Origin of the sequence: Legionella drozanskii LLAP-1 (assembly GCF_001467585.1) — a bacterium.
GTDB lineage: Bacteria > Pseudomonadota > Gammaproteobacteria > Legionellales > Legionellaceae > Tatlockia > Tatlockia drozanskii.
The window spans coordinates 164,931-191,268 of sequence record NZ_LNXY01000028.1 but is presented as its reverse complement, the minus strand read 5'-3'; the positions used below and the strand labels follow the sequence as shown (position 1 = coordinate 191,268).

Here is a 26,338-nt window from a genome sequence, read left to right as displayed (position 1 = left end):
CTAATAATCGTTAAGAGAAAGTAAAAAATGCGATTCGAACCTTCTCAGGACGGGGAAGGAACTTGCATAGATTAGACCTTAGCCCAATCTAGGGTGCTCCTCTATAAGCCTCAGCTTAATCCATCGGGTTGGCAAAGCTATCAGCCAGTGAAGCAAAACTTTTCTTTTTCATCGCATCAAAAGAGAACTCATCGACTTGGATCGCATCCCAACAAGCTCTTTCCACGTTAATGATATTATCAACTTCTACTTGCGTTAGCTCCCCTTTAGCTACTTTTTCGGCAAGTTTCTCTTTCAAAGCTCCGAATTTATAGCGTCTCAGATCAGGTATTTTCTTATACAGATCATCACTCTTTATGATCATTTGCAGAGCCTGTTCCATTCTATCAATCGGCTGATTAGGATCACCACTTAAATAGAGTAATTTCATCATCCGATCCCGATAGTGGTTATTTTTCATCATCAATCGGGCTAATTGATGATCTAATTTATCGCTAGGATAAGCCATCGTTTGTCCTAGTGGGAAAGCGATGATACGCATTAGTACACCCAAGATTCGGGATGGGAAGTTACGGCAAAAACTGATCATCGATTTTTGTGCTTGATAGAAGCAATATCTTAATGCCCATTGAGCATGCAATTTTTCGTCTGGGTTCTCTTTATTTTCATGATAAGAACGAAGTACCGCCATCCCCATGTAAAGAAAGGACATACCATCCGCTAATCTTGCCGATAGACGCTCTCTACGTTTTAAATCGCCACCTAAATAAATTAACGATAAATCAGATAACCATGCTAAGGCATGACTTAAACGAGTTAAACGTTTGTATTCGTAACTTAAATCATTAGCTGGCACCATAATAAATAATCCTGCAGTCCAGGCCGAGCAGAGCGCTTTGGCAAAATTTCGCATGGAATAATAAATGTGCTGCCAAATCAACGGACGGAAGGCCGCTTTATTTCCATGAGAGATGGCATAAAACTCATCTCGTACATAGGGATGACAGGCCATGGATCCTTGGCCAAAAATAAGCAAGTTGCGGGACATAATATTTGCTCCCTCAACAGTCACTGAGATGGGAATACTTTGATAAAAATCGGAAAGATAATTACGTGCTCCTGACACCACAGCGCGGCCTGCGTGAATATCCATCGCGCTATTTATCGTGATGCGTGCAAGCTCGGTATTAAAATATTTGGTGATAGCCGAAGCAACGGAGGGTTTTTTATGTTGATTAACTGCAGCAACTGTTAAAAGACGAGTCGCGTTAACCAAATAATTTAAACCAGCGATTTCGGCTAATTTTTCTTCGATTCCCTCAAAACTTCCAATTTCAACCGAGAATTGTCGACGAATCCTCGCAAAGGCACCTGAGGTTAGATAAGACACAGAAGAAGATGCCGCACCTAAAGCCGGTAAAGAAATAGAGCGACCGATGGATAAACATTCAACGAGCATCTGCCAACCATGGCCTGCATTTTTTTGTCCGCCGATGATAGTGCTAATAGGAACAAAAATATTTTCGCCCCGTATCGTTCCATTCATAAAAGGTTGATCTGCTGGCAGATGACGATTGCCAATAATTAAATTCTCAGTATCTCGCGGAATTAATAAACAAGTTATTCCCTCATTACCCTCGCCTTTCAGTAAGCCTTCAGGATCTTTCAAATTTACTGCAAGTCCGATTAAAGTCGCAATAGGAGCTAAGGTAATCCAACGCTTGTTTAAACGAATGTTAAGACCTAGCACGATTTTACCGTCGACTTTCTTTTTAACGACAATAGCTTCAGATTGGATTGAAGTTGCATCACTTCCTGCGCCAGGCTCAGTCAAAGCAAAACAGGGAATATCGACGCCTTTTGCTAAGTTGGGTAAATAATTAGCTTTTTGTTCATCCGTTCCATAATAATTAAGTAATTCGCCAGGGCCTAAAGAATTAGGCACCATCACGGTGACTGCAGCCGCAGGTGAACGACTCGCTACTTTAAGTACCACATCAGAATGTGCACGCGCTGAAAACCCTTTTCCGCCATATTCTTTGGGAATTACCAATCCTAAAAAGCCTTTTTCTTTAATGTAATTCCAAATTTCTTCTGGTAAATCCCCTGCTTGTTTAATCTTCCAATTATCAAGCATCTGGCATAAAGTTTGTACTTCATTGTCAAGAAACGCTTGTTCTTCAGTACTCAATTCTGAAGAAACACTCATTAAGCTGTCCCAATTAGGAGAACCGGTAAATACATCTTTTTCGAACCAGGTATCCCCGGCATTTAAGGCTTCTTCTTCCGTTTTTGATAATTTTGGTACTAATTTACCTATCCTATCAAATAAGAAATCGCTTATGGCATTCCGTAACGACTCAATATTTATCAGGGCCACTGCTGCAATAATTACTAGCCAGATGAGCAAACCGAGAAACCAGTTCATACCAGTCCAAAATGTGGCAAGAATCAAGAAAACAGCACTCCCTATTTCCCAAGTTATTGCGCTCATACCACAGTAGAGTACGACTAAAGTGAAAACCAGATAAATAAGAAATAGCAGAGTAGCCATAAGAATACCTTCCTTTACTGATTAGGCGTTTGAGATCTTAGTATATACCCGTCTTGAATCATTTTGCGAGTCATTCAACGCAAGTAAAAATAGTTTATTAACAGAGGATTACTTGATTTACTCGCATGAATCAACTAGCGTAAATCTTTTATCTAATCATTATTATTATGAAGACACGTCTAGTTTGGAATTTTGAAATTGATAGTGTTAATTTGCTTAATTTGCAAAACTTGAGCGATTCGCGAGATGAAATACGTTGGGAAGCTCGCTATTTTTGGCCGGCAAATACCATAATTTGCTTAAAGGGTTTAGATGAGCGATTTTTACTCCTTTCAAACTACGCTATTAAACATCGACAAGACTCCTACGCTCTATTAGCTGACAAAAACTTTAATATTAAACATCGCCGAATGCAGTTGTTATATAAACCTTTATTACAAGAGACCAACTTATTACGGGGTTATGGAAAAAAAATTGATCTTGCTGATTTTCCAAGCAATGAAATCCTACCGGGAACTAAAGCGCTTGATGCGCCAACTTTATTAGCGGAAATAGAAAAAAACCAAATAGAAATTCAGGTGGCAAAAGATGCGTTGGTTTATAAATTGCCAAGCGAGCCAACCATAAAACTTGAATTGGCACGTTTAATAATTAACAAACAAATATACTTTAGTGCTTGCGTGGAAGGCCGTTCTAAAACTTTAGTTTCTACGATCGCAAAACACTTGCTGGGAGAACAGCTTTCCTGCGACTATGTAAGCTTTCTTAAACAAACTTTTGCACTACGATGAATAATCTGCTCGCCATCGTACTCAGCTTTGGCAAAATTGGCATCATTTCCTTAGGTGGGGGCAACTCCATGCTAAAACTTTTGGAATATGAGGCAGTGACCAATCGTCATTGGATCAGCCCAGAAGAATTTGTCAGCATGGTCGGCACAAGCTTTCTTTTCCCTGGCCTAACGGCTGTAAAACTTGCGGCGTTAATTGGATACAAAGCAGCAGGAATGTTGGGATTAATTTTAGCCTTAGCCTGTTTAAATCTGCCCGGTCTTATTTTAGCTATTTTAGGCTATCAATTATTGAGCTCAAATAATGGCCCAATAACCCAAAAAATTATGATTGCTGTTCAGTATGGCGCCTTAGCCTTGTTAGCCGCAGCCTCTTATTCTGTCGCTCAAAGCGTGATTGGGATGTATTATTCTCTGCCCATCGTTATTGCTACGACTTTGTTTTTTGTGGGATTAGTTTATTTTCAACTTTCGCCCTTCTGGGGGTTTATCGCATTTATAGCGATTTGTTTCTTCCTTGTTAAGCCAAGTTAAACCCTCTTTTTGCTAAAAATCCATCCCTGAAATCTTATTCAATTTGCCTCGCGGAATAACTCGCATTTTTTAAGAGCAACTGGCAAAATTAACTAATCAATCTTATTTTATGCAATTCAAACAACTTCATTCCGAGAGGTATAGACCGTGAATAGTGATTTAGATAATCCTGAGTACTATATCAATCGCGAATTCACCGCGTTGTCGTTTAACGAACGTGTATTGCAGCTAGCAAAAAATGAGCGATTCCCCTTATTTGAAAGAATGCGGTTTCTTTGTATTTGCAGCGGTAATCTCGATGAATTTTTTGAAATCCGTGTCGCAGGATTAAAGGAAAAGATAGCACTCTCCTCCAGAAAACTTTATATAGACGGCCTGCAAGCGGATGAAATTTTTGGGCAGTTAAGTAAAAAAGTCCATCTATTAACGGATGAACTCTATCACATCTTTAATAGAGAACTGCTACCAGCAATGAAAAAAGCCAATATTCATTTCCTTTCTGTGGAAGATTGGGATGAGGATATTCATCTTTGGGCGAAACATTATTTCAAAAACGAAATTTTACCGATCGTAAGTCCGATAGCACTTGATTTAGCTCATCCTTTCCCACGATTATTTAACAAGAGTTTGAATTTCATTATTTCCCTGCGAGGCAAAGACGCCTTTGATCGTAATATTGATTATGCGGTAGTCCATGCTCCTCGCTCGCTGCCTCGGATGATCCACCTACCTTCTGAACTTTGTCTTGATGGGGGTAGTTATTTTGTTTATTTGTCATCCATTATTCAGACGCATATTTACAGTTTATTTCCAGGCATGGAAATAGATGGCTGCTACCCTTTCCGTTTAACACGGAATAGCGATTTATTTTTGCGGGAAGAAGAAATAGAAGATTTAGCCGTTGCCGTACAACGCGAGCTTTTTTCTCGGCATTACGGTCATGTGGTGCGTCTTGAGGTCGATGTTCACTGCCCGCCACATATTGTTGATTTTCTTTTGCAAAAACATCATCTCCATCATGAAGATGCCTACTATTGTGATGGACCGGTGAACTTACAACGCTATTACAGTGTACTTAATCGGATCGATAGGCCAGAGTTAAATTATCCACCTCTTATTGCTCAATACCCTGCAGTAGCACATAAGCGGAGTTTATTTAGCGTCATCGATGAGCACGATATTTTATTGCATCATCCTTATCAAAGTTACGATGTAGTGATCGATTTTGTTCGCCAAGCCGCCGCTGATTCTAATGTTCTAGCCATTAAACAAACACTTTATCGGACTCACTCTGAATCTATTATGGTAAAAGCATTAGTAGAGGCGGCTCGTTCTGGCAAGGAAGTCACTGCAGTGATTGAACTACGCGCCCGCTTTGATGAGGAGTCGAACTTAAAACTTGCAAATCGTTTGCATGAAGCCGGTGTTTTGGTTCTCTATGGGGTTATGGGATATAAGACGCACGCTAAAATGACACTGGTTGTGCGACGTACACATGGAAAATTAAAGCGCTATGTTCATTTAGGAACAGGTAACTACCATGAACAAACCGCGAAACGTTACACTGATTTAGGTTTATTAACCTCTGAACCAACTATTGCTGCTGATATCCAAATCATTTTTCAGCAATTGACGGGTTTAGGTAAGACCGTAAAACTCAAAGCAGTTTCTAACTCACCTTTTACCTTGCAGAAAAATTTATTGCACCTTATTGATGAATGCCGTCAAGCGGCCCTCGAAGGTAAAGAGGCTGAAATCAATATTAAAGTGAATGGATTAACTGATAAAACCATGATTCAAGCTCTGTATCAGGCATCGCAAGCAGGAGTGAAAATTAATTTATTGGTACGGAGCGTTTGCTGCCTCAAACCTGGTATCCCTGGTATTTCCGACAATATCCGCGTTATTTCAATCGTCGGTCGTTTCCTTGAGCATCATCGCGTTTTTTATTTCCGTACTGGACTAGAGGAGCGTTATTACTGCGCGAGTGCGGATTTAATGGAGCGTAATCTCTATAGCCGCATTGAAATTATGTTCCCTATTCTCAATGAATCTTGCTGTAAACGTATTAAACAAGAAATCTTTAAAAATTATTTAAGAGATAATTGCAATGCGTGGGAAATGCAAGCAGATGGCAGCTATAAGCGGATAGGGAATGGTACTTATAGTGCTCAGGAGAAATTATTAGAACTGTATGCCAAAGCGGAAGAAGATTGAAAATCTGCATCAAGCTATGACAATACTATTTTATGCGCTTTGCCAGGTACTTCACGCGCCAAACGTGGTACTAAATAGCCTGGTAGCAACCCTTGTAACTGAAGATGAATTGCGCGTGCAGACTCTTCTGACAAATCAAAATGAGCAGCGCCTGCTACTTTATCTAGTACATGCAAATAATAAGGTAAGACACCACAGTCAAGCAAACGCTCACTTAAAGTTGCTAGGGTTTTTGCATCGTCATTAACTGTCTTCAATAGCACGGATTGATTCAGTAAATGGCAACCAACTTGGCGTAATGCAACACAAGCTCGCTGTACCTGTTCATCTAATTCTTGAGCGTGATTAACATGTAATACAACCACTTTGCGCAATCGGGTTTGAGCAAGCATTGCTAGCAAAGTCTCATTAATCCGTTCTGGTAAAACCACTGGGATCCGAGTGTGAAAACGTAGTGTTTTGACATGAGGAATTGTGTCTAATTGCTGGATAAACTCGCCCAAAACTTTATCTGCCGCCAACAAGGGATCACCGCCACTTAAAATGACTTCAAAAATAGTTGAATCTTGGCGAATATAATCAAGAACTTCTTGCCAACCATTTCGACCAGGATTGTTTTTTTGATAAGGAAAATGACGTCGAAAACAATAACGACAATGAACAGCACAAACGCCTGTTAAAGTCAGTAGCACCCGTCCTTGATATTTATGCATAAGTCCCTGCAAGGGGTTTACGCTCGATTCAGCAAGCGGGTCATTTATATAATGATCAACAGGCTGCACCTCCTCATTGACAGCAAGGACTTGCAAAAGAAGGGGATCTTGTGGATTTCCAGTTTGCATGCGCGCAGCAAAGCCTCGAGGGACTCGTGTTTTAAATTGTTTCTCAGCTAGCTCACTACCTAATTCTAACGGTAATGATAAAAACTCTAGCAACTCATTGACGGAAGCAAATCCTTGCGCCAGAATTTTTTCCCAGGTCACAGAAAATCTCGCAAGCTATGTCTATCTGCAGGAATGAAGTTTCGGTTTCGTGTTTGCCCAAAAATTCACTCGCAACAGGTATCCAAAATTGATAAACTGCGAACTGTAACGAAAAAGCAACAAAATCTCAACAGTGGAGCACTGATGGCTATCTACAGCACAAATGAATTTAAAAATGGCTTAAAGGTCATGGTTGACAATGCACCTTGTAGTATTCTTGATTGCGAATTTGTCAAACCTGGAAAAGGGCAAGCATTTACTCGGGTAAAAATTCGTAACTTAAAAACAGGACGCGTGGTTGAACGAACGTTTAAATCAAATGAGTCTTTAGAGTCAGCCGACGTTGCTGACGTAGAGATGCAATATTTATACAATGATGGTGAACTTTGGCACTTTATGGTTCCTGAGAATTTCGAGCAATATGCAATAAACTCCGAAGCTTTAGCCGATGCCCAGCAATGGCTTAAAGAGCAAGATATTTGTATAGTCACTTTGTGGAATAATGAGCCGATTCAAGTAACACCCCCCAACTTCGTAATCTTAGCCATTACAGAAACTGATCCTGGCTTAAAAGGCGATACTTCTGGCGGTGGCGGCAAACCTGCCACTTTAGAAACGGGTGCCGTAGTTCGCGTACCTTTATTCGTGCAAACTGGCGAACTGATCAAAGTAGATACTCGCAAAGGTGAATACGTTTCCCGCGCGAAAGAATAAGATACATCCTTGCTAGAGCGTTAACGCCGCAGATTACCATCTGCGGCCTTCAAACCAACTTCGGTTAGAGTAAGCGCGGTAACCACGCCAGTAACCTACATTACCCCAACCACCTGAATAATAACTGTTCCAATAAGGCCGATAACCATAATAGCCTACCGCATAGACATAATCATTATTATAACCAGGGGAGTAAGTCGTTTCTGAAATCGTACAGCCGGTAAGAAAGGTTGCGGGTACAAACATTAATGCTGCAATTGTTATTTTTTTCATGTTTGCTTCCTTATTAGGTTTGCATTTTAATTATACAACAATAATATAAATTGCACAAAGCGACTTAATTTTATTTTATCGAGGAGGGAAAACTGATACAGGCAATGACAAGCCTGAGTATCTGAGCCGCAAAATGAACGCACAATATATGGCGACCTATGAAGTGCTTTAGGTTTTCTGCCTTGAACAGATATACACACCACACTTCAAAACCGATCTCCTTATCTACAATTGAATTTTGGTTCAGCCAGGTTCAGGTCATTACCTATATGTCTTATAATAGACCACAGAATACTTTTTTTGAAATAATTGATCTTATTTTGCAATAAATAGACAAGCGCATAAAAAAATGTTTATGCTGCTGCTCTAATAACCCCAAATATCCGGATAGACATGAGAAATTTTTTACTGAATCCACTCACCTCAATTGATGATTTAGAAAAATATATTAATGAGGAGTTAGAACAAGGAAAAAAAGAACTTAGTTTTTTAAATTTACGCTTAAACGCTTATACTAAAGAACAAATCACTGATTTTCTCAATAAAATAACTCAAGCTGGCGTTACCTCGCTTTATTTCAAAGGCAATGAATTGGGTTCTACTATAACTCCTGAATGCTGGATCGCTTTCTTTGATGGCTTAGTTGACAGCTCAGTCGAAAAATTGCTAATGGACAATAATCAAATGCATCAATTGGATGTTGAGTCCTGGGTAGCTATGGATAATTTTATAGAAAAATGCAATGCCAGACTAAAACTGTTTTCTTTGCAAAATAACGATTTAGTTCAATTATGCGACGGGAAGCATGAAGTTTTAAATAGACTCGTGCACCGCTTAGATTGCCCCTGTCTGATTAGTTTTAATAATTGGCATAAAAACCTACTACGATGGGATGAACTTACCACTCCTGTTAATACTAACCGAGCACTTTTACTTGCTCGTCAATCTATACTTACAGCAAGGAAAACACAAACAGACTCTGCTCGGGTAGAAGATGAGGAATTAACTGGTGGCTCCAGTTCCTTATCACATTAGTCGCGGAAGTTTTCAAATTGCAAAGGCAATTTAATCTCTGCTTTTTTGAGTAAGGCAATCGCTTCTTGTAAATCATCGCGCTTCTTTCCAGTGATGCGGATTTTATCGCCTTGAATCGAAGCTTGTACTTTCAGTTTGCTATCTTTAATGAATTTGATAATTTCTCTTGCGGCAGGTTGATCGATACCCTGCTTAAATGTCATGTTGAGTGAAAAGGTTTTCCCGCTATGAACTGGTTTATCTTCTATGTCTACGCCTGAAGTGCTCAAATTACGTTTAGTACAATGATTCGAGAATAAATCTTCTAGCTGTCGCACCTGAAAATCAGATTCTGATTTAAGCGTTACGGTTAATTCATTTAATTCAATACTTGATTCAACTCCACGAAAATCAAAGCGAGTTCCTAACTCTCGAACCGCATTGTCAACTGCATGACGTAACTCTACTTTATTAACTTCAGAAACAATATCAAAAGAAGGCATAATTCACTCTTTAATTAATCCTAGCGCATAACAATCTATATTATCTTCTTTTCAATGAAGGTCAAAATATATAAGATTGCTCTTCATAAAATAGGTTGTGATTTTCAAAGAATTCCTTCTTTTCGAAATGATAGAATTTAAGCCAAACTAAATTTATTTGTATCAAACTTATCAAAATAAGATATCCATGAGAATTCTTTGCTATAATCCCAACCAAAAATTTACCGCAGGCTCAATTGCTTCTAAAAATAGAATTTGGTTATGTATAAAAAAGAAGAACTTTTAGCATTTGAATTTAAATTCAATGAGTTATTTAATCATAGTACGATTATTCCAAACTTTCCCACTGACTTAGCACCAACGCTAAACTCGCTAAGAGAGCAACTTGAAGATTGTTTCGATGCAGAAGAAACTAGGCTAAATGATGCGGCAAACCCTCTATTGGTTCGGCTTTATTTACTCAGTATAGGAATAATGGATTTAAATGCCCCTTACTCGGATGAAAAAAGAATTAAAGTAGCAAATGGGATAATTCGCTGCACAAACTTAATTAAAATACTGCTTGCTCAACCATCTAATGAAGAGATCTTCGAGCAATTAGACGAATTACTCTATTCTGACCTCTTTGAGCTACAGGCCTATAACTCGTGGAAACATTATTTTTTTTCTGGCTTGGATAAAATTCTAAATGGAATCAATAGAGGCAGAACATTTGTATTCAATACTCCTTATCCCCGCAGTCGTTTAGCCACTAGAGAGATTATTGGGAAAACATTACAGGCTTTTTTATTAGTAGCAGAAAATCAATCGACTACTAGCAAACTTTTATCTTCTCTACGTCCTCAATTGCGGTTATTAAGTTTTTCTTCTCTTGATGAAAATAAGGCAACTATTCTGCACTTAAATGAGCGAATATCTTTTATCTATGAGGAATTCTATACTCGCAATGCACAAGATAAAGACCTTCTCATTGTGGCGAAAGCTATGCTTGAATCCCTCGACCGTTTTGGTCAACAAGTTCTGCTAGCAAAAGATAATCTAATTATTAATAACTATGCTGAAAAAGCATTTCTAGCAAGCCAAGACTTGGTTATGGAATTATTAAGTGAAGCCCTCCCCCCGACCGAACGCATGCAGCGATTAACTGCTTGCCTTGAACAAGCTGCTAACGTTATTCAAAATCCTGGTAAAAGAGCAGATCTAAAAAAATTAGAACATTTGATTGAGAAAAGTGATTATAAGCGTTATCACTGTGATAAAGAAAAATCGACTTATGCTATCTTTCGTATCTTAATTTCAGCATTGTTTCTTGCTTACGCAATATATGAAGTTGTAACGAGTTACGGAGTTTCACTGGCTGCTCAGCTTTGGGTCATTTGTGCAGAAGCAGGAAGTTTAGCTGTCGGTAGTGGCCAGCTTTATTATTTCTCAAATGGTAAGGTCAAAAATACTCTATTTGCTGATTCGATGGGGAACTTATCACAAGCTGCTCGAATAAGATCAAACCCTGAGGACTGGCATAATAAGACGAATCTAGAAAATAGAAGAGAAGAAATTCTTATTGAATTGAATATAAGTAAATTCGCACAAGCAAATCAGGAAATAAATAGTCTCCTTAATTCACTTGCTGATTTACGCAGCAATATAAATCAAACCCAAATGACGCTAATTAATCCTCAAGCCCGCGCAGTTTTACAAAGTGGAGAAGAACTTGCTATCGATCTACTTCGAGCAAATTCACCCTCTTTTTCGCGAATTAATAAACTACGTGAGTGTGTGGAGGCTGCAAATATCATCGTCATGGAGCCTGATAATCTTGAAGCAATTAATCGATTAGTGACTTTAGTCAGTGAACGGGATTATGAAACTCGAAAAATTATTAGCCGTGATTTTTTTATTGCCAGTTTATTAGCTCTGGCTTCTGTCGTCTTGTATGTCGTCACGATTACAGGAACTGTATTATCTGCAGGTATTACCGCTGGAACAATTTTTACTCCAATTACCTTATCCATAACAGCCGCCTATAAATTTGCTCATGCAATTTATCCTCAGCACACCCGCTTTACTGACGAGGTAGAAGCTTTAACTGAATATGCACAGATTGCAGGCAAAAACTTAACCTTGCTACCCCTTGTAACTGAAACGTCAATGATAGTGGCCGATGCTTCGATACAACCTGTGCCCTGTACAGCAGGTTCTTCAGTCACTGTTTTTAGCTAGCGACTGAAAAGAGAGCGCTGACTTTATCGGCTAAGTTTAGTTCAATCCGATCCCCTTTCTGTAGACGCCCAGTACCGGCAGGTGTTCCGGTGAAGATAAGATCCCCTGGCTGAAGTGAAAATTTTGCACTTAAATAATGAATGAGAGAGGGAATATCAAATAACATCTGTTGGACAAAACCACGTTGACGAATTACGTCATTCAATTTCATTTCAAAGTGCAGATCTTGAGGTTTTTCAATTCTGCTAGCGGGTACAAATTTTGAAATACAGGCAGCACAGTCAAACCCTTTTGCTAAAGCCCACGGTAAACCTTGCTCTTTTGCGTGAGCCTGCAGATCACGAGCAGTGAGATCTAAGCCAACGCCATACCCGGAAATTACTTCGAGTGTTTGCTCGATGTTTATATTCTTTGCCTCTTGACCAATCAACAGTACCAATTCAGTTTCATAATCGATTTCATTAGAAAATTCGGGTAACTGGATTAATTGATTTTCTGTCATTAATGCGGAAGTAGGTTTTAGAAAAACAAGAGGCGATCCGGTTGGTTTATTGTTTAATTCTGCAATATGATCAGTATAATTTCGTCCGATGCAGAAAATATTACTGACCGCAATGGCTTGCTTGGTTGTATAAAAAACTTGTTTCAAAAAATAACCTCCAGAATAATAGTTTCTTATTCTTATTTAAATGCGCCAATAATTCAATCTACTTAGAAACCTTGCTAGACAGTAAGACAATGTTAAAATAGACGCTACTTTTTTTACATCATTTTAGAGTTATTCAGTGCATCACTACCAAGATTTAATCACTATTTTTCATGAATGTTTTACAGAAAAATACAATACCCAATTAGTGAAAGGTGGCGATGAACCGCTTTATCTTCCTGCCAATGAAAATCGCCCCTACCATGCGATTTTTTTTGCGCACGGTTTTTTTAGTAGTGCATTACATGAATGCTCTCATTGGTTAATCGCCGGGGAAGAGCGAAGAAAATTGGTCGATTTTGGTTACTGGTATGAGCCGGATGGACGGAATGCTGAACAGCAAAAACATTTCGAAATCGTGGAGGTAAAACCACAAGCTATGGAATGGATCCTTGCAACCGCCGCAGATCACCCATTTCGAGTCAGCATCGATAATTTAAATGGTACAGAATCGGATTCAAATGCATTCAAAGAAGCTATCTATCAGCAGGTGTTAACTTATTGTGGAAAAGGGCTTCCTGAGCGAGCAAAATTGTTTCGCCAGGCTTTAGCACAATTTTATAAGACAAATCTCAATTTAAAAGCTGAAGACTTTAGCAGGGAGGCGTTGGCTTGAATCCCACTTTTGTAACTAAGACGAAAGGCCATCACCTATAACTATTCTTGACATTCCCAGCTACCGGGCTAGATTAACGGTTTCACTTTCCGTCTTCTTTACGCAAAAGAGCAGCAAGCACTTGTTTTAACTCTTTTTTATGTTTAGTAATAGAAAGCGTAGCTTCTCCCAATACAGCATAAGCCTCTTTTATTATTGGCTTGATAATGAGCTGGGAAAGATGTTCTTCGATGATACTAATGTCTCCTCGTTGCAAAGGTCCTGTAAGCGCTTTTTCATGACTAGAATTCTGTAAATTTTGCAGCGCATCGTTCATTAGCATGCTGGTAATTTTGTAGGCTAGATCTTCCCTAAGACCTGCTAATTGATAACATTCGCTCGCGATATGATGAAGGGTTACTAAATAATTATTAGCAAGCACCCCAGCGGCGTGATAAATCATTTTCTGTTCTTTTTTTATAGGAAATAAATGAGCACCTATCCCCTCAAACAATGCCTTAATCACAGGAAAAACGTCCAAATCCCCCTCATACCCACAGTAGGTACCTGAAAAGGATTTTGCACTCAACTCAGGATTAGCAAAGCTTTTGATGGGATGCACACTCATCGCATAACAGCTCTGGTCACGAGCGCGTTGAAATACCTTCGCGGAGAGTGAGCCACTACAATGAATAAAAATAGCACCGGTTTCAATTCTGGCTTCAGCAAGCAATTGCTTACAAGTTGCTTCAATAAGATCATCAGGCGTAGTGATAAAGTAAATCTCAGCCCTAGGTAGCTCGTTTAATTTAAGATAACTTTTCCCAGCACCGATAAACTCCACAGCTGCATCTGCCGTTTCCTGAGATTTCGTCAGAACTCCTTTTACAGTACCTACCTGAGCTTGTGTTATCAACCGACCCAGCGTTTTTCCTAAATTGCCACAACCAATAAAATTAATATTTAACATTAACAAGCGCTTCCTCAGCTCCAGTAGGATAGTTAGGAGCTGGTGTTTTGAGGTGTTGAATTAATAAACGTCCGAGTTTAATACCTGGTTTTTCAATTGCCTTTACTAATACCGCAGAAATAGCGAGCAACATCATTAAAGCGTACCTATTCTGGTGAAAAAGTCCCCCTGCAATCGTCCACTGCTTGATGTGATCAAAGAGCCAGTTGTGTAATAGATAAACAGAGTAAGTCAGTTCGGATATAAAAAGTATTACGCGATTAAAAAATAGTTTATCTCTGAGTGTCCAAACTGCTAAAAATATAAGAAAAGCCAGGGCTGCAAAATGGTCATGTCGCCAATATGGACTTATTGTGTCGATGAGATGCCAGTGCTGGATAAAAATAAAACCTGTGAAAACTGCCATCTGAGCAAAGCTAACTTGTTTATTTTCATATAACCAAAAAAACACACCTAGAAACAAAAAAGGACCATAAATATTTAAATAACCTACTGCTAGAGCCCCTGAAGGAAATGCGGGAATGTAGCCGAGCGCTAAAGTTGTAATTATTAAAACCCAAGGCAGTGCATATCTATGTTGACCAATTATTTTAAAATAACGCAACACAAACATAAATAGATAAAATAGAACTTCAACTCGTAAAGTCCATTCCACACCACCTAAGGTGCAAGGCGTTTGAAAAAAATCACCGACCAAGAGTAATTGCTGAATGATTATTTTTAAATTGAGCGCAGCAGGATTAACAAAATAGAGTAAAGAGTACTGAAATAAAACAGCAAAAATATACAACGGATAGATTCTGAAAATTCGCTTAATAAGAAATTCTAAAGGCTGTTCAGTTTGTAAAACATGACTAATCACATATCCCGAAACAAGAAAAAATACAACAACGCCAGCTCCTCCGGCATAAGCAAGAGGCAAGATTAATTTAATCAGAAACCGTGAGGATTCGTGTACAGAATCATCATTAGAAATATTAAGCAAAATCGAATGGAACTTATGTCCAATTAGAACACTACTGAATGAAAAAATTCTCAACCAGTCAAGAAATATTATTCTTTTCATCTTCATCCTAGATAGGGCAATTAAACTTTAGATAACTTCAATAATTCTACCAACCAGAGCTGAAACCTGAATCATTAAGTAGATCTAGTAGATACTGACCATAACCTGATTTAGCCAATAATTTGCCTGCTTTTTCTAATTGTTGATCACTGATCCATTTTTGTCGCCAAGCAATTTCTTCAGGACATGCGACTTTAAACCCTTGTCGGCGCTCAATAGTCGAAATGAAATGAGACGCTTCTAACATTGATTCATGAGTACCTGTATCCAACCAAGCAAACCCTCTACCCATAATCTCTACTTTAAGTAATCCGCTATCCAAATAATGCCGGTTAATATCAGAAATTTCTAATTCGCCACGCGGTGAAGGTTTAACAGATTCAGCAATCTCAACCACATGGGGATCATAAAAATATAATCCTGTTATCGCATAACGAGATTTAGGAAGCACAGGTTTTTCTTCAATACTAATTGCTTGGCCATCTTTGTCAAATTCTACCACTCCATAGCGCTCTGGATCATGCACTGGGTAAGCAAAAATACAGGCACCTTCCTCAGTTTGCTGCCCCTCCATTAGGGTTGCTTTTAAATTGTGACCGTAGAATATATTGTCACCCAGCACTAAAGCACAGGGAGAACCATTTAGAAAATCTTTTGCAATGATCAACGCTTGCGCTAATCCATCGGGAGAAGACTGGACAGCATAGCTCAAATTTAAACCCCATTGTGAACCATCGCCCATTAACTCACGAAAATGAGGTAAATCGCGGGGTGTAGAGATCACTAAAAGTTCTTGGATTCCCGCTAACATCAAGGTTGTTAAGGGATAATAAACCATTGGTTTATCAAAAATAGGTAATAGTTGTTTCGAAATCGAAAGAGTTGCAGGATATAAACGCGTTCCCGATCCACCAGCTAGGATAATACCTTTTCTTTTCATACACTCAACCCTTCTTATTGTTCGGAATAATGTTTTTTAAACCAGTCGTGATAATGGCCTGAGATAATATTATCTAACCATTGTCTGTTTGTTAAATACCATTGGACCGTTTTACGTATGCCGGTGGCAAAGGTTTCCGCGGGTTTCCATCCTAACTCATTTTCTATCTTTTGAGCATTGATTGCATATCGTCTATCATGCCCAGGTCGGTCTTTGATAAAGCAAATCAACCGTTGGTAACTTCCTTCTGGATTTGGCTGGAGTTCATCTAATAATTGACAAATTGTATTTACAATTTCTAAGTTAGTCATTTCATTATGGCCGCCTATATTATAGGTCGAACCAATTTGTCCTTGTTCTAAAACACACTCAATTGCATCGCAATGATCCGTGACATACAACCAATCGCGAACATTTTTTCCATCACCATATAAGGGCAATGCCTTGTTTGCTAATGCATTGGTGATCATCAGAGGAATCAGCTTTTCTGGAAATTGGTAAGGTCCATAATTGTTAGAACAATTGGTCGTAAGAACGGGCAAACCGTAAGTGTGATGCCAGGCTCGAACTAAATGATCACTGGCTGCTTTACTTGCAGAATAAGGGCTGTTTGGCTCGTATTTTTTTTCCTCAGTAAAAGCCGGACCAGTGGCATTCAGAGAACCGTATACTTCATCCGTAGATACATGCAAAAAACGAAATCTATTTTGCGCCTCACCACGCATATTTAACCAATAATGTCGCGCTGCTTCTAGTAGTTGGAATGTTCCTTCTACGTTTGTTTTAATGAATTTTTCTGGATTGTGAATAGAACGATCAACATGGCTCTCAGCAGCAAAATTGATAATTGCTCGTGGCTGAAAATTAGCCAACAATTGATTAATTAATCCTCTATCTTCTATATCACCCTGCACAAAAAAATAGTTTTTATTATTTTTTAGAGTTAATAAATTTTGGGGATTGGCAGCATAAGTTAATACATCCAAATTAAGAACAGGTTCATTATTTGTCGCTAACCAATTTAAAATAAAATTGCTACCAATAAAACCACATCCGCCTGTCACTAAAATCATTTTAGGCTTTATCCTTTATATCTGTATTTATATTATTTTTATTTAATGAATTAATAGGGAATAAATCAATTGAAGCTAACTGAAATGATAATCCATAATATTCTTTAACTACCTCAGAATTAAAGACAATTGAATTAACTCCAAAGCGCAAATCTTTAGAGGGTATAGTTGCAACTAAGACCATGCTGTTAGGAACAAAAGGGTTTGACTCAAAGTCTAACCAACGAAATGATACTTCATGCTCGTTAATACGAATTTTGAGGCTATTACGAACATTTTCATTCACCATATTTGCTAAACGAATTTTTAATTGATAAAAATCTGAAGTGGGTCTTAGTTTGAACTGCAAATTGGCATCTTTTGCTATCTTCCACGCTATGGCTTTGTGATGAAAAATATTAATCAGCCATTGAGCCTCACCCCAGCCATTTCCAGAGATAGTGTCTTCTAGCCCCCACCAATCTCCAAAATTCCATTGAAATCGATCAGAAGTTGGTGTTTTCCATATTGGATTGAAATAAGAAAGCCAAGTTTTTTCGGTCAATATATTGCGAAAACGCAAAGCTCTTTGGCTTTGACCATGGTATAAATCATATCGATGCGCTTCTAAGTTAGGATCAGGGTGCACTCTCCCATCAGGCTTGATGGTTAGAACAAATAAGTCCTTTTTAGATATAAGCTTATCTGGAGACTGCGCCTTATTTGGAAAATCATTAGGGTATGAAAAAACCCAATTGTCCTCCTTTTCAACACAGGAACCAGCTCTCGTACCAGGTAATTGCCAACTTTCTCCTGGTAACCGGCAAACTAAAATTGGATTGGTGAAGCTGTGATTATACAGATAGGATAAGGCGAATTGTAAATCGGAAACCAAAAACATCCAGGTATAATTGAGCTGGCTCGTTTTATCCAAGATGAGCAAGGTCTTCTCATTTCGACCATCAAAATTTTCTACAATCTCTTTTAATAACGATCGTTGAGTTGTAGAAATTTTCATATAATGATGAAAATAAAATAATTGTGCGGCAAAGCCAGCGCAAATTAACATAAAACTGAGAAAAAAAGCAGTTTTTCTTGCTCGCTTAGCCATTAACATTAAGGTAACTAACCAAACCATGACGGAACCCGGAGAGGCGAACAAAAAGGTTCGTTGCGTCGTTGCCATGTGACTAGGTAAGAAGAGAAACAGCGAATATCCCAGAAGTAATAATAGAAAACCTGCAACCCCGAGACGTAGTAAGCTTACTGATAATTGATTGTCTTGTTCATTTTGTGCGAGTGGTTTCGCTAATAACAACAACCCGCAAATGCAGCTTGTAATTAGCAAAAGATAAATATAACCATAGAAACTAAATTCTTTAAAAAGAATAGAAAAAGCATCAAACCACCCACCCATTAAACCGCGTAAAGCGCCAATTGAAAACAATTTAGAATAGGGCGTTTGTGTAATAAGCTGCCAAAAACTCCGTCCATCAATGAGACTGCTTTGATAAGTATTAATTTTTGATTTGATGTAATGTAGATAAAGCAAATAAATGGCTAAACTGGCAATCCAACCGAGGATTAGTATTTTTCGATTCCATAGACATTGATAAGAACGCCGAAATCCTTCTTTAGCGTATAAGATTAAAAAAGGTAACGCTAAAAGTGGAATGGCTGCTTCATACATGCATATTGCAGAAAACATGAGTCCCGCTGCTAAAAAACAAGCGATTAAATAACGAATCAACCGTTCGGTTTGAGTCGCCATCATAAAAAAACAACTTCCTAAAAGTACTGATGAAAGGGCCCAATTAATATGAAAGCCCCGAAAAGCGATTTGCATCGTATCCGCTGGATAAATGATAAGCAAAATCCCTGCTAACGATGCCCAGCGCAACGATCCGGTAATCTTCTCGATGAGATAAGCAAATGCAAATCCTTTGATGAGCAAGGACAAGATCAATAAAACATGCCAGTAATCAAATGAATTCGCATCAAGATAGTAAGCAAGCGAGTGAGGAAATACAGTTAATGGACGAGAGCTATGTGCAGCGAGAGGGCTAGTTAAATCAACAATAAAATACAAGCCATGGCTAATATAAGTCCCTAAAACACCCCATTCTTCAATGAGTGCAGTTAGGCTAAATCCGAAAGGCAGCCAAAGTGCAAATATAACTAATGAGATTGTCAGTAGTAGGAGGAACCATCCATAGAGTGTACTGCGCTGTTTTTGGTAAGATACCGATGAATTCTGTTTCAATACAGGGATAACCGCCATGTTAGTTCCTTAATCATTTCATCAAACTTTTAATTGTCTAAAAGTGCACAAAACTCGCTGTAACTGCGAATATAATCATTCGCTTCATAATAGTCAGAGGTGAAAACTAAAAGCACTGCTTCTTGGGAAAATTTATATTGGACCCCCCAAGTTAGGGGCGGTAGATAGAGGCCTTTATTAGGTGCATCAAGGATGATTTCTTTGCGGGTCTTGCCATCGTCTACCATGACAGAACAGTTCCCTTTAATGCAGATAAGGAACTGATGACATTCTTGATGAGCATGTTCGCCACGAACCTTTTCCGCAGGAACATTAAATACCAAAAAATACCTTTTTGGGAAAAAAGGTATTTCTCGCATAAATTCACCCACTGATAAATCCCCGCGTGGATCTTGCATAAGTTTAAATTGGTGTAAACTCACTTTCCCTACGCCGATTTCAATTGGTTCTGCGACCTTTGCATCGGGTTGCATTGAAGAGAGAGCTGTATCTGCTTTGATATAGCCTATTACTTTACTCGCAGGACTAGTCACAATGGCATAAGGAGGGACTGATTTAGTGACAATCGCGCCAGCCCCTATCATTGCCCCTTCACCAATAGTAATGCCTGGTAAAATTACCGCACCAGCCCCTATCGAAGCCCCTTTTTCAATGCGGGTTTCTAAAAACTTTTCGGGATATTGCTTAGAATGAGGAAATTTATCATTGGTAAAGGTAACATTCGGGCCAATAAATACATCATCTTCAATGCGAATCCCATCCCATAGTTGTACGCCAGATTTAATGGTTACTCGGTCACCAATCTGGACATCATTTTCAATAAAACAATGTGAACAAATATTAACCTCAGAACCTATTTTAGCCTCTGGCAAAATAATAACAAACTGCCAAATACTTGTTCCTTCGCCAATGGTTAGTGATTGAACATCAGAGGTTGGATGTTTGGCTATCGAATTATTCATTAATGACCCCATTCATTGATGTGCTTCAATGCGACCACAGCCAAAGGACGCTGTTTACTATTTTCATAACCTCGCCAGGCATAGGTGCCTATTAATCCGAGCCCAAACATATTAAGAGCGCCCAATAAGAGGACGGTGAGAATAATCGCTGCATATCCAGGCACAACAATCATCCCCATAATACGTGCGGAAAAAATGAGTGCTCCTAGACCAAGCGCAAAAACTGTACCGACTGCCCCTGTGCGAATAAGTAAGCGAATAGGATAATCTGTGAATGCAAAAATGCTATCCATCATATAATCCAATTTTTTTCGAAAAGTCCATGCGGATTTGCCATTTTGGCGTTTTTGCCGTTCGTAATGAACCAATTTACGGCGAAACCCAAGCCAGAAAATCAAAGCGATAAGCGAAGAACGAGACTCTTCTAATTGTAATAACTGATCACGAAATTGTTGGTTACAACCAAACACATCTACGCCACCTGGTGGCATATCGGAGATGATTAAGCGACGGTATAAACCCCAAAAAAGATTCGCAGCCATTCGTGATAAAAACGGGTCCTGACGCCCATTGCGTGTGCCGATAGCAACATCACATTCATCAGCGTCAAGCGCCTTGAAAAAAGTTATTAATAATTCAGGAGGCTCTTGCAAATCAGCGGCCATAACTCCAAAAAACTTTCCTCTAGCCGCAATTAATCCAGAACGTATAGCTGGAAAAGAACCAAAATTACGCGAATGAACTAGTAATTGTGCTGGGAAATTTAAATACTCAAGATTATCCCGAATAATTTCATAGGATTTATCTGGACTGCCATCAATAACGAAAACCGCCTCCATGTGCCCCGCAAGCTCATGATTCATTTTCTTTAATATTTCAAGTAATTCCAGGATAGAGGTTTCGTTTTTATAAATTGGAATAATGACGGAATATTTCATCTTCACCAACTATCTATTGACTGTTAAAATGATGGACTTATCAATATTACTTCTTTAATTTGAAACTCATGTGTTCTCAATCGAACAACATATTATTGATAAGTTTCATAGGTTATCCCTAACAAATAAAAATTGCTAAGCTGCTTTGGGGGTGAAGTATAATCTGAACGAAAATGGATGTCTATGATTCGGTATCTTGTTGTAGATAAACGTTTTATGGCTAACGAAGTAACGTCTTGAACTTCTCTCTCCCTGTTAAAGCGAATCCTCACGGCTTTGACGGCCGGGATTCGCCAGACGACGGGGTGGGTTGGACCCGTTCGATTCGAAGAATAGAAAATTTAGATTATTGAGGGATTAATAAATAATCGACAGTAAACTCTCCCCCGATACACATGCCAATGTTATTTCCCCACTTATCAGCATCCTTTTTATCGATGGTATCTGGCATTTTAGCGTAGTATTTGGCTTGGCATTTATCAAAGTTTGCGGGAATTAAGGTTAAGCATTTATCGTAACTAATATTTGCAGCCTTTAGTTTTTTGTTTAAATCACTATCCTGCATAAAACTCTTGCAAATTATTTCAGGTGCTAAATCCTTAAGCCCCCGAAGCCAAGTATCTTTAGGAGTGCCATCAGCCAATACAATAGTGGAAAAATAGAGAAAACCTATGCCCGTGGTTATCTTGCAAAATAGGTTATTAAACATGATTATACTTTCCCTTTTATAATCTGATACAAAAAGAATAGTTGCGGTTTCTAGATTTTTCCACACACAAATCAGCAGACTAAGCGTTTCATCCTAAAATCACTATACTTTAGGATAAGATAACGCAATGAGGGACATTGGATATGGAAAATAAAAAGATCAAAATACCTGGGCCTGATCATCCGATTACAATTGAACGAAATCCAAATCGCATTAAAGTGGTAGTTGGCGGAACAATTATTGCTGATACGGAGCGAGCTTTGACCTTATATGAGGCCAACTATTCCCCAGTCCAATACATACCACGTAAAGACGTGGATATGTCACTGCTTAAACGAAGTTCTAATAAAACCTATTGTCCTTATAAAGGGGATTGCTTTTATTATGATATACCCATAGGAGGAGAAAAGGCGAAAAATGCAGTCTGGTCTTATGAGGCCCCTTTCCCTGCTGTAAAAAAAATTGAAGGCTATATTGCCTTTTATTCAGATCGAGTTGACGCTATCCATGAAACTCAGTTCGCCTAATCACAATTTGACCAATCAGCCAAAATTAACGCATGCATGGTATTTTTATACCATATAGAAAATAAATTTTGCAAATTAGTTAAATTTTAATATAATGCGCTGAAATTTTCTGAATCGCAAGGAATTCAATGCCAGAAAGCATTAAGCCAACGCAGCTTGTGAAGAGCAACTCACTGCAGACAAAACAGCAAACACAGCGCTTTTTTAGGGCTGTAGCTTCTAGTGGTTTTTCTGCATCCGCTAGTTCAGAAAAATATCAGCACAAGAGCCGACCAGAGATATATGGTAATGAAAACATCGCTAAAAAACTGGCTGCGGCTGCCCTGTTATCAATGGATAGCTAGCACAGCGCTAGATGCTATTCTTTTTTATACAATTCTGTTTGTTGCGTCCCGTATTTTTTGCTTTATAAAGCGCCAAATCGGATGCTGCAATTAAATCATGCCTATTCTCGCCATGCTTCGGATAAGTGGCTAAGCCTATCGAAATGGTAATTTGAGTTAGGGCAACACCTCCATAGCGCAAATGAATATGACCGACTGCTTCACGCAAAGATTTTGCACGCTGCAATGCTTTTTTTGCGAAAATTTCTGGCATAACAAAAATAAATTCCTCTCCGCCATATCGGCAAACGATGTCGCTTTTACGAGCAAAATCACGCAATTATTCTCGAGTCGACTTTTAGCAACTAATTCAAAATTTTTTTTTGACTTAGGATTAAAACAAAAAGGCAGTGAGGAGCCTAACTCAAGTTGCTCTTTAACAAATAGTTGACACAGAAAAATAACAGTTGGCTTTTTATTAAAACAATATAGCAAATCAAGAAAAACAAGTTGATTGACGGGCACTAATTATGCACCACATAATTCTATCTGGCCCTTTAATAGCTAGACAAGTTAACCGGAGAATTTGGACTCTTAAGCGGTTACTAACAAGGAAGTATTTTCTACAAACAGGAGTACGGAAGTACCTTCACTATCGGGTAACCAGAGTTCATAAAACAAGTGATAGTAAATACCTATCCCGACTCACTTGAGGTCTAATCTCATTGAGTTGAAAGCAGACAAGGAGGGCATTAATATGACTTATTCTCCAAAAATAAATGACAACATTATTATTGATTTAGCTTTACAAGGTGGTGGTGCTCATGGCGCTTTTACCTGGGGTGTTTTAGATCGTTTATTAGAAGAACCAAAGCTACGGATCGAGGGCATTTCTGGTACCTCTGCTGGAGCAATGTGTGCTGTGGTCCTCGCCGATGGATATACCAAAGGAGGTCCTGATGAAGCCCGCAATTCGCTCGAATTATTCTGGAAAACCATCTCTGAAGTAGCTCGTTTTAGTCCCTTACAACGCAGTTTTCTTGATGTCGTTTTGGGTCAATGGTCGCTCGATTACTCTCCTTTTTTTATCACTATGGATATTTTTTCTAGATTGTTTTCTCCCTACGATATAGATCCCTTAGGGGCCAATCCACTTCATAATATTTTAGAGAAACTTATTGATTTCAAAGGATTGTCACAAAGCCCTATCAAATTGTTCGTGACTGCGACAAACGTTAGTACTGGTAGAGGAAGAGTATTTCGCAATAACGAAATCACCTCTGAAGTACTTCTTGCATCAGCATGCCTACCTAGTCTTTTCAAGGCTATCGAGATTAATGGAGAGCACTATTGGGATGGGGGATACTCAGGAAATCCCACTATCACACCTCTTGTACGTGAATGTAAATCGCAAGATACGATTTTAGTACAGATTAACCCTGTCATGCGACCAGACTCTCCTCGGTCAGCTAGAGATATACTCAATCGCCAGAATGAGATTTCGTTCAATGCTGTGTTACTCAAGGAACTTCGGATGATTGCTTTATTACGGCAATTAGCCTATCCAGGCGAATCCGAAGGAGCAAAATGGGCTGGTATGCGAATACACCGAATAAATAGCGATATGATGTTAGAACTTGGTTATTCCTCTAAACTCAATGCAGAATGGGACTTTTTTATCCTATTACGAGACGAAGGTCGTCGAGCTGCTGAAGCCTTTCTCAGGGAGCATGCAAAAGATCTCGGTCAGCGTTCGTCACTTGATCTCGATCTACTACTTGAAGGCATTTAACTCAGGGGAATTATTAGCAATTGTTGCGCGGGAGCATACAGCTATGTCAGCTCACATTATGCACTTCTATCGGAGGCATTGCACTGTAGCTCAGCTTATTAGAATTATATTTCTGACCGGAATCTCTTTAAGCCCCAAAAATCGCCTTATCAGAGCCAAGGTGTCAACAAACGAAAGTAGTTTGCAATGCTGCAAAATCTCTATTGAGTTTGTCCGCACCTTTCGCACTATTCGTTTCACTGAAGAAACCTATTTTGCCAGTACAAAGATAATTAACGCCTAAAACCACGGGATAAAGAACAATTAATGAAGTCAATACAACAGCCACTTCCCCCCAGATATAATTGTTATCACGTCGGATATCTAAAAGTTCCTTGTTGTCATTTAATAACTCTTTACAAAAATCTCGACAGTCTAAAAGCTGAACTTGTATTGAAGCATCATCATTATAAATCGCATCTAGCGTTTTCGTTCTAAGGTGATTGACTAGTTTACACAGTTCCTGGCCTTCTTTCTGTTGAGGAGTCTTACAAAGAGACCTTCCTTTGTTTTCCAGGTCATTATAGTATTGCTCTATTTGGTAATATAAACGTTGTCTTTTTTCATTTTCATCAAATATCACGATAGGAAAATTAGGTTTCTCGATATTTTGTTCTTTTAAACACCTTCTGCACTCTAGGACAAGATCCCTTAATGGTTGCATATTATTCGCAGTAGATGCCTTAACTGCTTCCGATACTTTTCCACTCAATTCTGCACTCAAGTCACCTTGATTTTTGGCGAGCCTTTCAAAGAAGTCGAGTAAATCATCAAGTGACTTTTGGGTATGTGCGGCAGGTGCTAGGAGTAAATTTTCAAAAAAATTCGTATAATCAAGGAAAGAATGAGGTTTCGCCAAAAACCTTCTTACTGATCTAGGCGCATCCGGTATATCCCATAACATGCGAATAAGAGGAATTATTTGATTGCAGAAATCTGTAAAAAATGTCATCTCCTTTTCATTTCCCTTTGGTATATATTGCGCTAAGCCAAAATCGACGATGTTCAATTCAAATGGTTTACCGGTTTGCTTGGGATTTAATTTAATAAGAATATTATTATCATGTAAGTCACGGTGTACTAGCTTTTGCTCTAACAATTGTTCTTTATAAGCTCTAATTAATTCGTTTGTTAAAGCCAGCATTTTTTGACAATCTGCAGGCAAATTCTTTCTAATAAACCTACTAAAAGTCTGGTCTCCGAGATTTCGCATGACTAGACGACCTCCCACAGGTTTTTTCATATGCATATGCTCGGCATATTGACCCACGGAATACTCCTTTGCTGCATCCTTAGTCCTTTCAAATTTCACCACTCTGTCTTTGTCTAATGCTTGGAATGCGCTATTCTCTTTCCCCTGACTAATGGTACAAGAAATCTTCATTACATAACCATAAGCCCCACTGCCAAGACGGATTGCTGATACCATTTCGTAGGCATAACCATTCCCTTTTTTTCTTTCTCGAGCAAAGATAGTTTCTCCCAATTGGTATTCTTGTTGGTTGTAGGTAAATTTTTTGCCTTTATACAAAATATCATAATTATTTTGGCGCTCTGACTCGAGATAATCCCACATCCAAGGATTTTGGGCGATGTTGCTTGAATTGATAATTATGGTCATATTTAAGTCTAATGG

25 protein-coding genes are annotated in these 26,338 nt (G+C 38.7%); 10 read left to right on the top strand and 15 right to left on the bottom strand.

The window, feature by feature from the left end; genetic code table 11:
• Window positions 1-115 precede the first annotated feature (115 nt).
• Window positions 116-2,554, bottom strand: coding sequence for an acyl-CoA dehydrogenase (locus Ldro_RS13450; RefSeq protein WP_058496940.1), 2,439 nt, complete (start codon window positions 2,552-2,554; stop codon window positions 116-118).
• A 167-nt stretch (window positions 2,555-2,721) separates the two neighbouring features.
• On the opposite strand from Ldro_RS13450, the gene Ldro_RS13445 reads away from it, so the two are divergent.
• The 3 genes from Ldro_RS13445 (at window position 2,722) to ppk1 (ending at window position 6,095) form a co-directional block, all read left to right on the top strand.
• Window positions 2,722-3,345: a hypothetical protein gene (locus Ldro_RS13445; RefSeq protein WP_058496939.1), complete on the top strand. Its 624-nt coding sequence runs from the start codon at window positions 2,722-2,724 to the stop codon at window positions 3,343-3,345.
• Complete coding sequence (locus Ldro_RS13440) at window positions 3,342-3,878, top strand: chromate transporter (protein ID WP_058496938.1); 537 nt, start codon at window positions 3,342-3,344, stop codon at window positions 3,876-3,878. Before Ldro_RS13445 ends, Ldro_RS13440 begins: the two co-directional genes overlap by 4 nt.
• 147 nt (window positions 3,879-4,025) lie before the next feature.
• On the top strand, window positions 4,026-6,095 hold the full coding sequence (gene ppk1 / locus Ldro_RS13435; RefSeq protein ID WP_058496937.1) for a polyphosphate kinase 1: 2,070 nt from the start codon (window positions 4,026-4,028) through the stop codon (window positions 6,093-6,095).
• Between the two features lie 14 nt (window positions 6,096-6,109).
• Here the strand turns inward: ppk1 and epmB are convergent, their stop codons facing one another.
• A complete protein-coding gene (gene epmB / locus Ldro_RS13430) occupies window positions 6,110-7,078 on the bottom strand; it encodes an EF-P beta-lysylation protein EpmB (RefSeq protein ID WP_058496936.1) in 969 nt (322 codons plus the stop codon).
• A 144-nt stretch (window positions 7,079-7,222) separates the two neighbouring features.
• Here epmB and efp point away from each other — a divergent pair, with 144 nt between their 5' ends.
• Window positions 7,223-7,792, top strand: coding sequence for an elongation factor P (gene efp / locus Ldro_RS13425; RefSeq protein WP_058496935.1), 570 nt, complete (start codon window positions 7,223-7,225; stop codon window positions 7,790-7,792).
• Window positions 7,793-7,825: 33 nt separating this feature from the next.
• On the opposite strand, the gene Ldro_RS13420 is transcribed toward efp, so the two are convergent.
• Window positions 7,826-8,065, bottom strand: coding sequence for a hypothetical protein (locus tag Ldro_RS13420; protein ID WP_058496934.1), 240 nt, complete (start codon window positions 8,063-8,065; stop codon window positions 7,826-7,828).
• A 393-nt stretch (window positions 8,066-8,458) separates the two neighbouring features.
• Here Ldro_RS13420 and Ldro_RS13415 point away from each other — a divergent pair, with 393 nt between their 5' ends.
• On the top strand, window positions 8,459-9,100 hold the full coding sequence (locus Ldro_RS13415; protein WP_058496933.1) for a hypothetical protein: 642 nt from the start codon (window positions 8,459-8,461) through the stop codon (window positions 9,098-9,100).
• Here the strand turns inward: Ldro_RS13415 and Ldro_RS13410 are convergent.
• The gene (locus Ldro_RS13410; protein WP_058496932.1) at window positions 9,097-9,582 is read right to left on the bottom strand and encodes a YajQ family cyclic di-GMP-binding protein; all 486 of its coding nucleotides are present in this window, start codon (window positions 9,580-9,582) and stop codon (window positions 9,097-9,099) included. The two genes, Ldro_RS13415 and Ldro_RS13410, sit on opposite strands and share 4 nt — an antisense overlap.
• A gap of 261 nt (window positions 9,583-9,843) precedes the next feature.
• On the opposite strand from Ldro_RS13410, the gene Ldro_RS13405 reads away from it, so the two are divergent.
• Complete coding sequence (locus Ldro_RS13405; RefSeq protein ID WP_058496931.1) at window positions 9,844-11,802, top strand: hypothetical protein; 1,959 nt, start codon at window positions 9,844-9,846, stop codon at window positions 11,800-11,802.
• On the opposite strand, the gene Ldro_RS13400 is transcribed toward Ldro_RS13405, so the two are convergent.
• On the bottom strand, window positions 11,795-12,451 hold the full coding sequence (locus Ldro_RS13400) for a fumarylacetoacetate hydrolase family protein (RefSeq protein ID WP_058496930.1): 657 nt from the start codon (window positions 12,449-12,451) through the stop codon (window positions 11,795-11,797). The two genes, Ldro_RS13405 and Ldro_RS13400, sit on opposite strands and share 8 nt — an antisense overlap.
• A gap of 136 nt (window positions 12,452-12,587) precedes the next feature.
• Between Ldro_RS13400 and Ldro_RS13395 the strand changes: the two genes are divergently transcribed.
• Window positions 12,588-13,124, top strand: a complete 537-nt coding sequence (locus tag Ldro_RS13395) for an elongation factor P hydroxylase (protein ID WP_058496929.1) — start codon at window positions 12,588-12,590, stop codon at window positions 13,122-13,124.
• Window positions 13,125-13,206: 82 nt separating this feature from the next.
• Here Ldro_RS13395 and Ldro_RS13390 read toward each other — a convergent pair whose 3' ends face one another.
• The 8 genes from Ldro_RS13390 to Ldro_RS13355 form a co-directional block, all read right to left on the bottom strand.
• Window positions 13,207-14,073 carry a Rossmann-like and DUF2520 domain-containing protein gene (locus Ldro_RS13390; protein ID WP_058496928.1) on the bottom strand — a complete coding sequence of 289 codons (867 nt, stop codon included), beginning with the start codon at window positions 14,071-14,073 and terminating at the stop codon, window positions 13,207-13,209.
• Window positions 14,060-15,139, bottom strand: coding sequence for an acyltransferase family protein (locus Ldro_RS13385; RefSeq protein WP_058496927.1), 1,080 nt, complete (start codon window positions 15,137-15,139; stop codon window positions 14,060-14,062). The genes Ldro_RS13390 and Ldro_RS13385 overlap by 14 nt, the downstream gene beginning before the upstream one ends.
• A gap of 46 nt (window positions 15,140-15,185) precedes the next feature.
• Window positions 15,186-16,079 carry a glucose-1-phosphate thymidylyltransferase RfbA gene (gene rfbA / locus Ldro_RS13380; protein WP_058496926.1) on the bottom strand — a complete coding sequence of 298 codons (894 nt, stop codon included), beginning with the start codon at window positions 16,077-16,079 and terminating at the stop codon, window positions 15,186-15,188.
• A gap of 14 nt (window positions 16,080-16,093) precedes the next feature.
• Window positions 16,094-17,152, bottom strand: coding sequence for a dTDP-glucose 4,6-dehydratase (rfbB, locus tag Ldro_RS13375; RefSeq protein ID WP_058496925.1), 1,059 nt, complete (start codon window positions 17,150-17,152; stop codon window positions 16,094-16,096).
• A gap of 1 nt (window position 17,153) precedes the next feature.
• Complete coding sequence (locus tag Ldro_RS13370) at window positions 17,154-19,412, bottom strand: hypothetical protein (RefSeq protein WP_058496924.1); 2,259 nt, start codon at window positions 19,410-19,412, stop codon at window positions 17,154-17,156.
• A 29-nt stretch (window positions 19,413-19,441) separates the two neighbouring features.
• Window positions 19,442-20,374, bottom strand: coding sequence for a WxcM-like domain-containing protein (locus Ldro_RS16900; RefSeq protein WP_058496923.1), 933 nt, complete (start codon window positions 20,372-20,374; stop codon window positions 19,442-19,444).
• Entirely contained in the window at window positions 20,374-21,312 is a 939-nt protein-coding gene (locus Ldro_RS13360) for a glycosyltransferase family 2 protein (RefSeq protein ID WP_058496922.1), read from the bottom strand. The genes Ldro_RS16900 and Ldro_RS13360 overlap by 1 nt, the downstream gene beginning before the upstream one ends.
• 346 nt (window positions 21,313-21,658) lie before the next feature.
• Window positions 21,659-22,021: a hypothetical protein gene (locus Ldro_RS13355; RefSeq protein WP_131764431.1), complete on the bottom strand. Its 363-nt coding sequence runs from the start codon at window positions 22,019-22,021 to the stop codon at window positions 21,659-21,661.
• A gap of 143 nt (window positions 22,022-22,164) precedes the next feature.
• Between Ldro_RS13355 and Ldro_RS13350 the strand changes: the two genes are divergently transcribed.
• Both Ldro_RS13350 and Ldro_RS13345 read left to right on the top strand, forming a co-directional pair.
• Entirely contained in the window at window positions 22,165-22,548 is a 384-nt protein-coding gene (locus Ldro_RS13350) for a DUF427 domain-containing protein (RefSeq protein WP_058496920.1), read from the top strand.
• A 128-nt stretch (window positions 22,549-22,676) separates the two neighbouring features.
• On the top strand, window positions 22,677-22,892 hold the full coding sequence (locus Ldro_RS13345) for a hypothetical protein (protein WP_058496919.1): 216 nt from the start codon (window positions 22,677-22,679) through the stop codon (window positions 22,890-22,892).
• Window positions 22,893-22,899: 7 nt separating this feature from the next.
• Here Ldro_RS13345 and Ldro_RS13340 read toward each other — a convergent pair whose 3' ends face one another.
• Entirely contained in the window at window positions 22,900-23,211 is a 312-nt protein-coding gene (locus Ldro_RS13340; RefSeq protein WP_083497973.1) for a GGDEF domain-containing protein, read from the bottom strand.
• Window positions 23,212-23,628: 417 nt separating this feature from the next.
• On the opposite strand from Ldro_RS13340, the gene Ldro_RS13335 reads away from it, so the two are divergent.
• The gene (locus Ldro_RS13335; protein ID WP_058496917.1) at window positions 23,629-24,663 is read left to right on the top strand and encodes a patatin-like phospholipase family protein; all 1,035 of its coding nucleotides are present in this window, start codon (window positions 23,629-23,631) and stop codon (window positions 24,661-24,663) included.
• Window positions 24,664-24,826: 163 nt separating this feature from the next.
• On the opposite strand, the gene Ldro_RS13330 is transcribed toward Ldro_RS13335, so the two are convergent.
• Window positions 24,827-26,233 carry a protein kinase domain-containing protein gene (locus Ldro_RS13330; protein WP_162263979.1) on the bottom strand — a complete coding sequence of 469 codons (1,407 nt, stop codon included), beginning with the start codon at window positions 26,231-26,233 and terminating at the stop codon, window positions 24,827-24,829.
• Window positions 26,234-26,338 lie beyond the last annotated feature (105 nt).

Bases quoted from the DNA above. Each gene is read 5' to 3' on its own strand.
- Ldro_RS13450 (WP_058496940.1), bottom strand. From the start codon at position 2,554: ATGGCTACTCTGCTATTTCTTATTTATCTGGTTTTCACTTTAGTCGTA.
- Ldro_RS13445 (WP_058496939.1), top strand. From the start codon at position 2,722: ATGAAGACACGTCTAGTTTGGAATTTTGAAATTGATAGTGTTAATTTG.
- Ldro_RS13440 (WP_058496938.1), top strand. From the start codon at position 3,342: ATGAATAATCTGCTCGCCATCGTACTCAGCTTTGGCAAAATTGGCATC.
- efp (WP_058496935.1), top strand. From the start codon at position 7,223: ATGGCTATCTACAGCACAAATGAATTTAAAAATGGCTTAAAGGTCATG.
- Ldro_RS13420 (WP_058496934.1), bottom strand. From the start codon at position 8,065: ATGAAAAAAATAACAATTGCAGCATTAATGTTTGTACCCGCAACCTTT.
- Ldro_RS13415 (WP_058496933.1), top strand. From the start codon at position 8,459: ATGAGAAATTTTTTACTGAATCCACTCACCTCAATTGATGATTTAGAA.
- Ldro_RS13410 (WP_058496932.1), bottom strand. From the start codon at position 9,582: ATGCCTTCTTTTGATATTGTTTCTGAAGTTAATAAAGTAGAGTTACGT.
- Ldro_RS13405 (WP_058496931.1), top strand. From the start codon at position 9,844: ATGTATAAAAAAGAAGAACTTTTAGCATTTGAATTTAAATTCAATGAG.
- Ldro_RS13390 (WP_058496928.1), bottom strand. From the start codon at position 14,073: ATGTTAAATATTAATTTTATTGGTTGTGGCAATTTAGGAAAAACGCTG.
- Ldro_RS13385 (WP_058496927.1), bottom strand. From the start codon at position 15,139: ATGAAAAGAATAATATTTCTTGACTGGTTGAGAATTTTTTCATTCAGT.
- rfbA (WP_058496926.1), bottom strand. From the start codon at position 16,079: ATGAAAAGAAAAGGTATTATCCTAGCTGGTGGATCGGGAACGCGTTTA.
- rfbB (WP_058496925.1), bottom strand. From the start codon at position 17,152: ATGATTTTAGTGACAGGCGGATGTGGTTTTATTGGTAGCAATTTTATT.
- Ldro_RS13370 (WP_058496924.1), bottom strand. From the start codon at position 19,412: ATGGCGGTTATCCCTGTATTGAAACAGAATTCATCGGTATCTTACCAA.
- Ldro_RS16900 (WP_058496923.1), bottom strand. From the start codon at position 20,374: ATGAATAATTCGATAGCCAAACATCCAACCTCTGATGTTCAATCACTA.
- Ldro_RS13360 (WP_058496922.1), bottom strand. From the start codon at position 21,312: ATGAAATATTCCGTCATTATTCCAATTTATAAAAACGAAACCTCTATC.
- Ldro_RS13355 (WP_131764431.1), bottom strand. From the start codon at position 22,021: ATGTTTAATAACCTATTTTGCAAGATAACCACGGGCATAGGTTTTCTC.
- Ldro_RS13350 (WP_058496920.1), top strand. From the start codon at position 22,165: ATGGAAAATAAAAAGATCAAAATACCTGGGCCTGATCATCCGATTACA.
- Ldro_RS13345 (WP_058496919.1), top strand. From the start codon at position 22,677: ATGCCAGAAAGCATTAAGCCAACGCAGCTTGTGAAGAGCAACTCACTG.
- Ldro_RS13335 (WP_058496917.1), top strand. From the start codon at position 23,629: ATGACTTATTCTCCAAAAATAAATGACAACATTATTATTGATTTAGCT.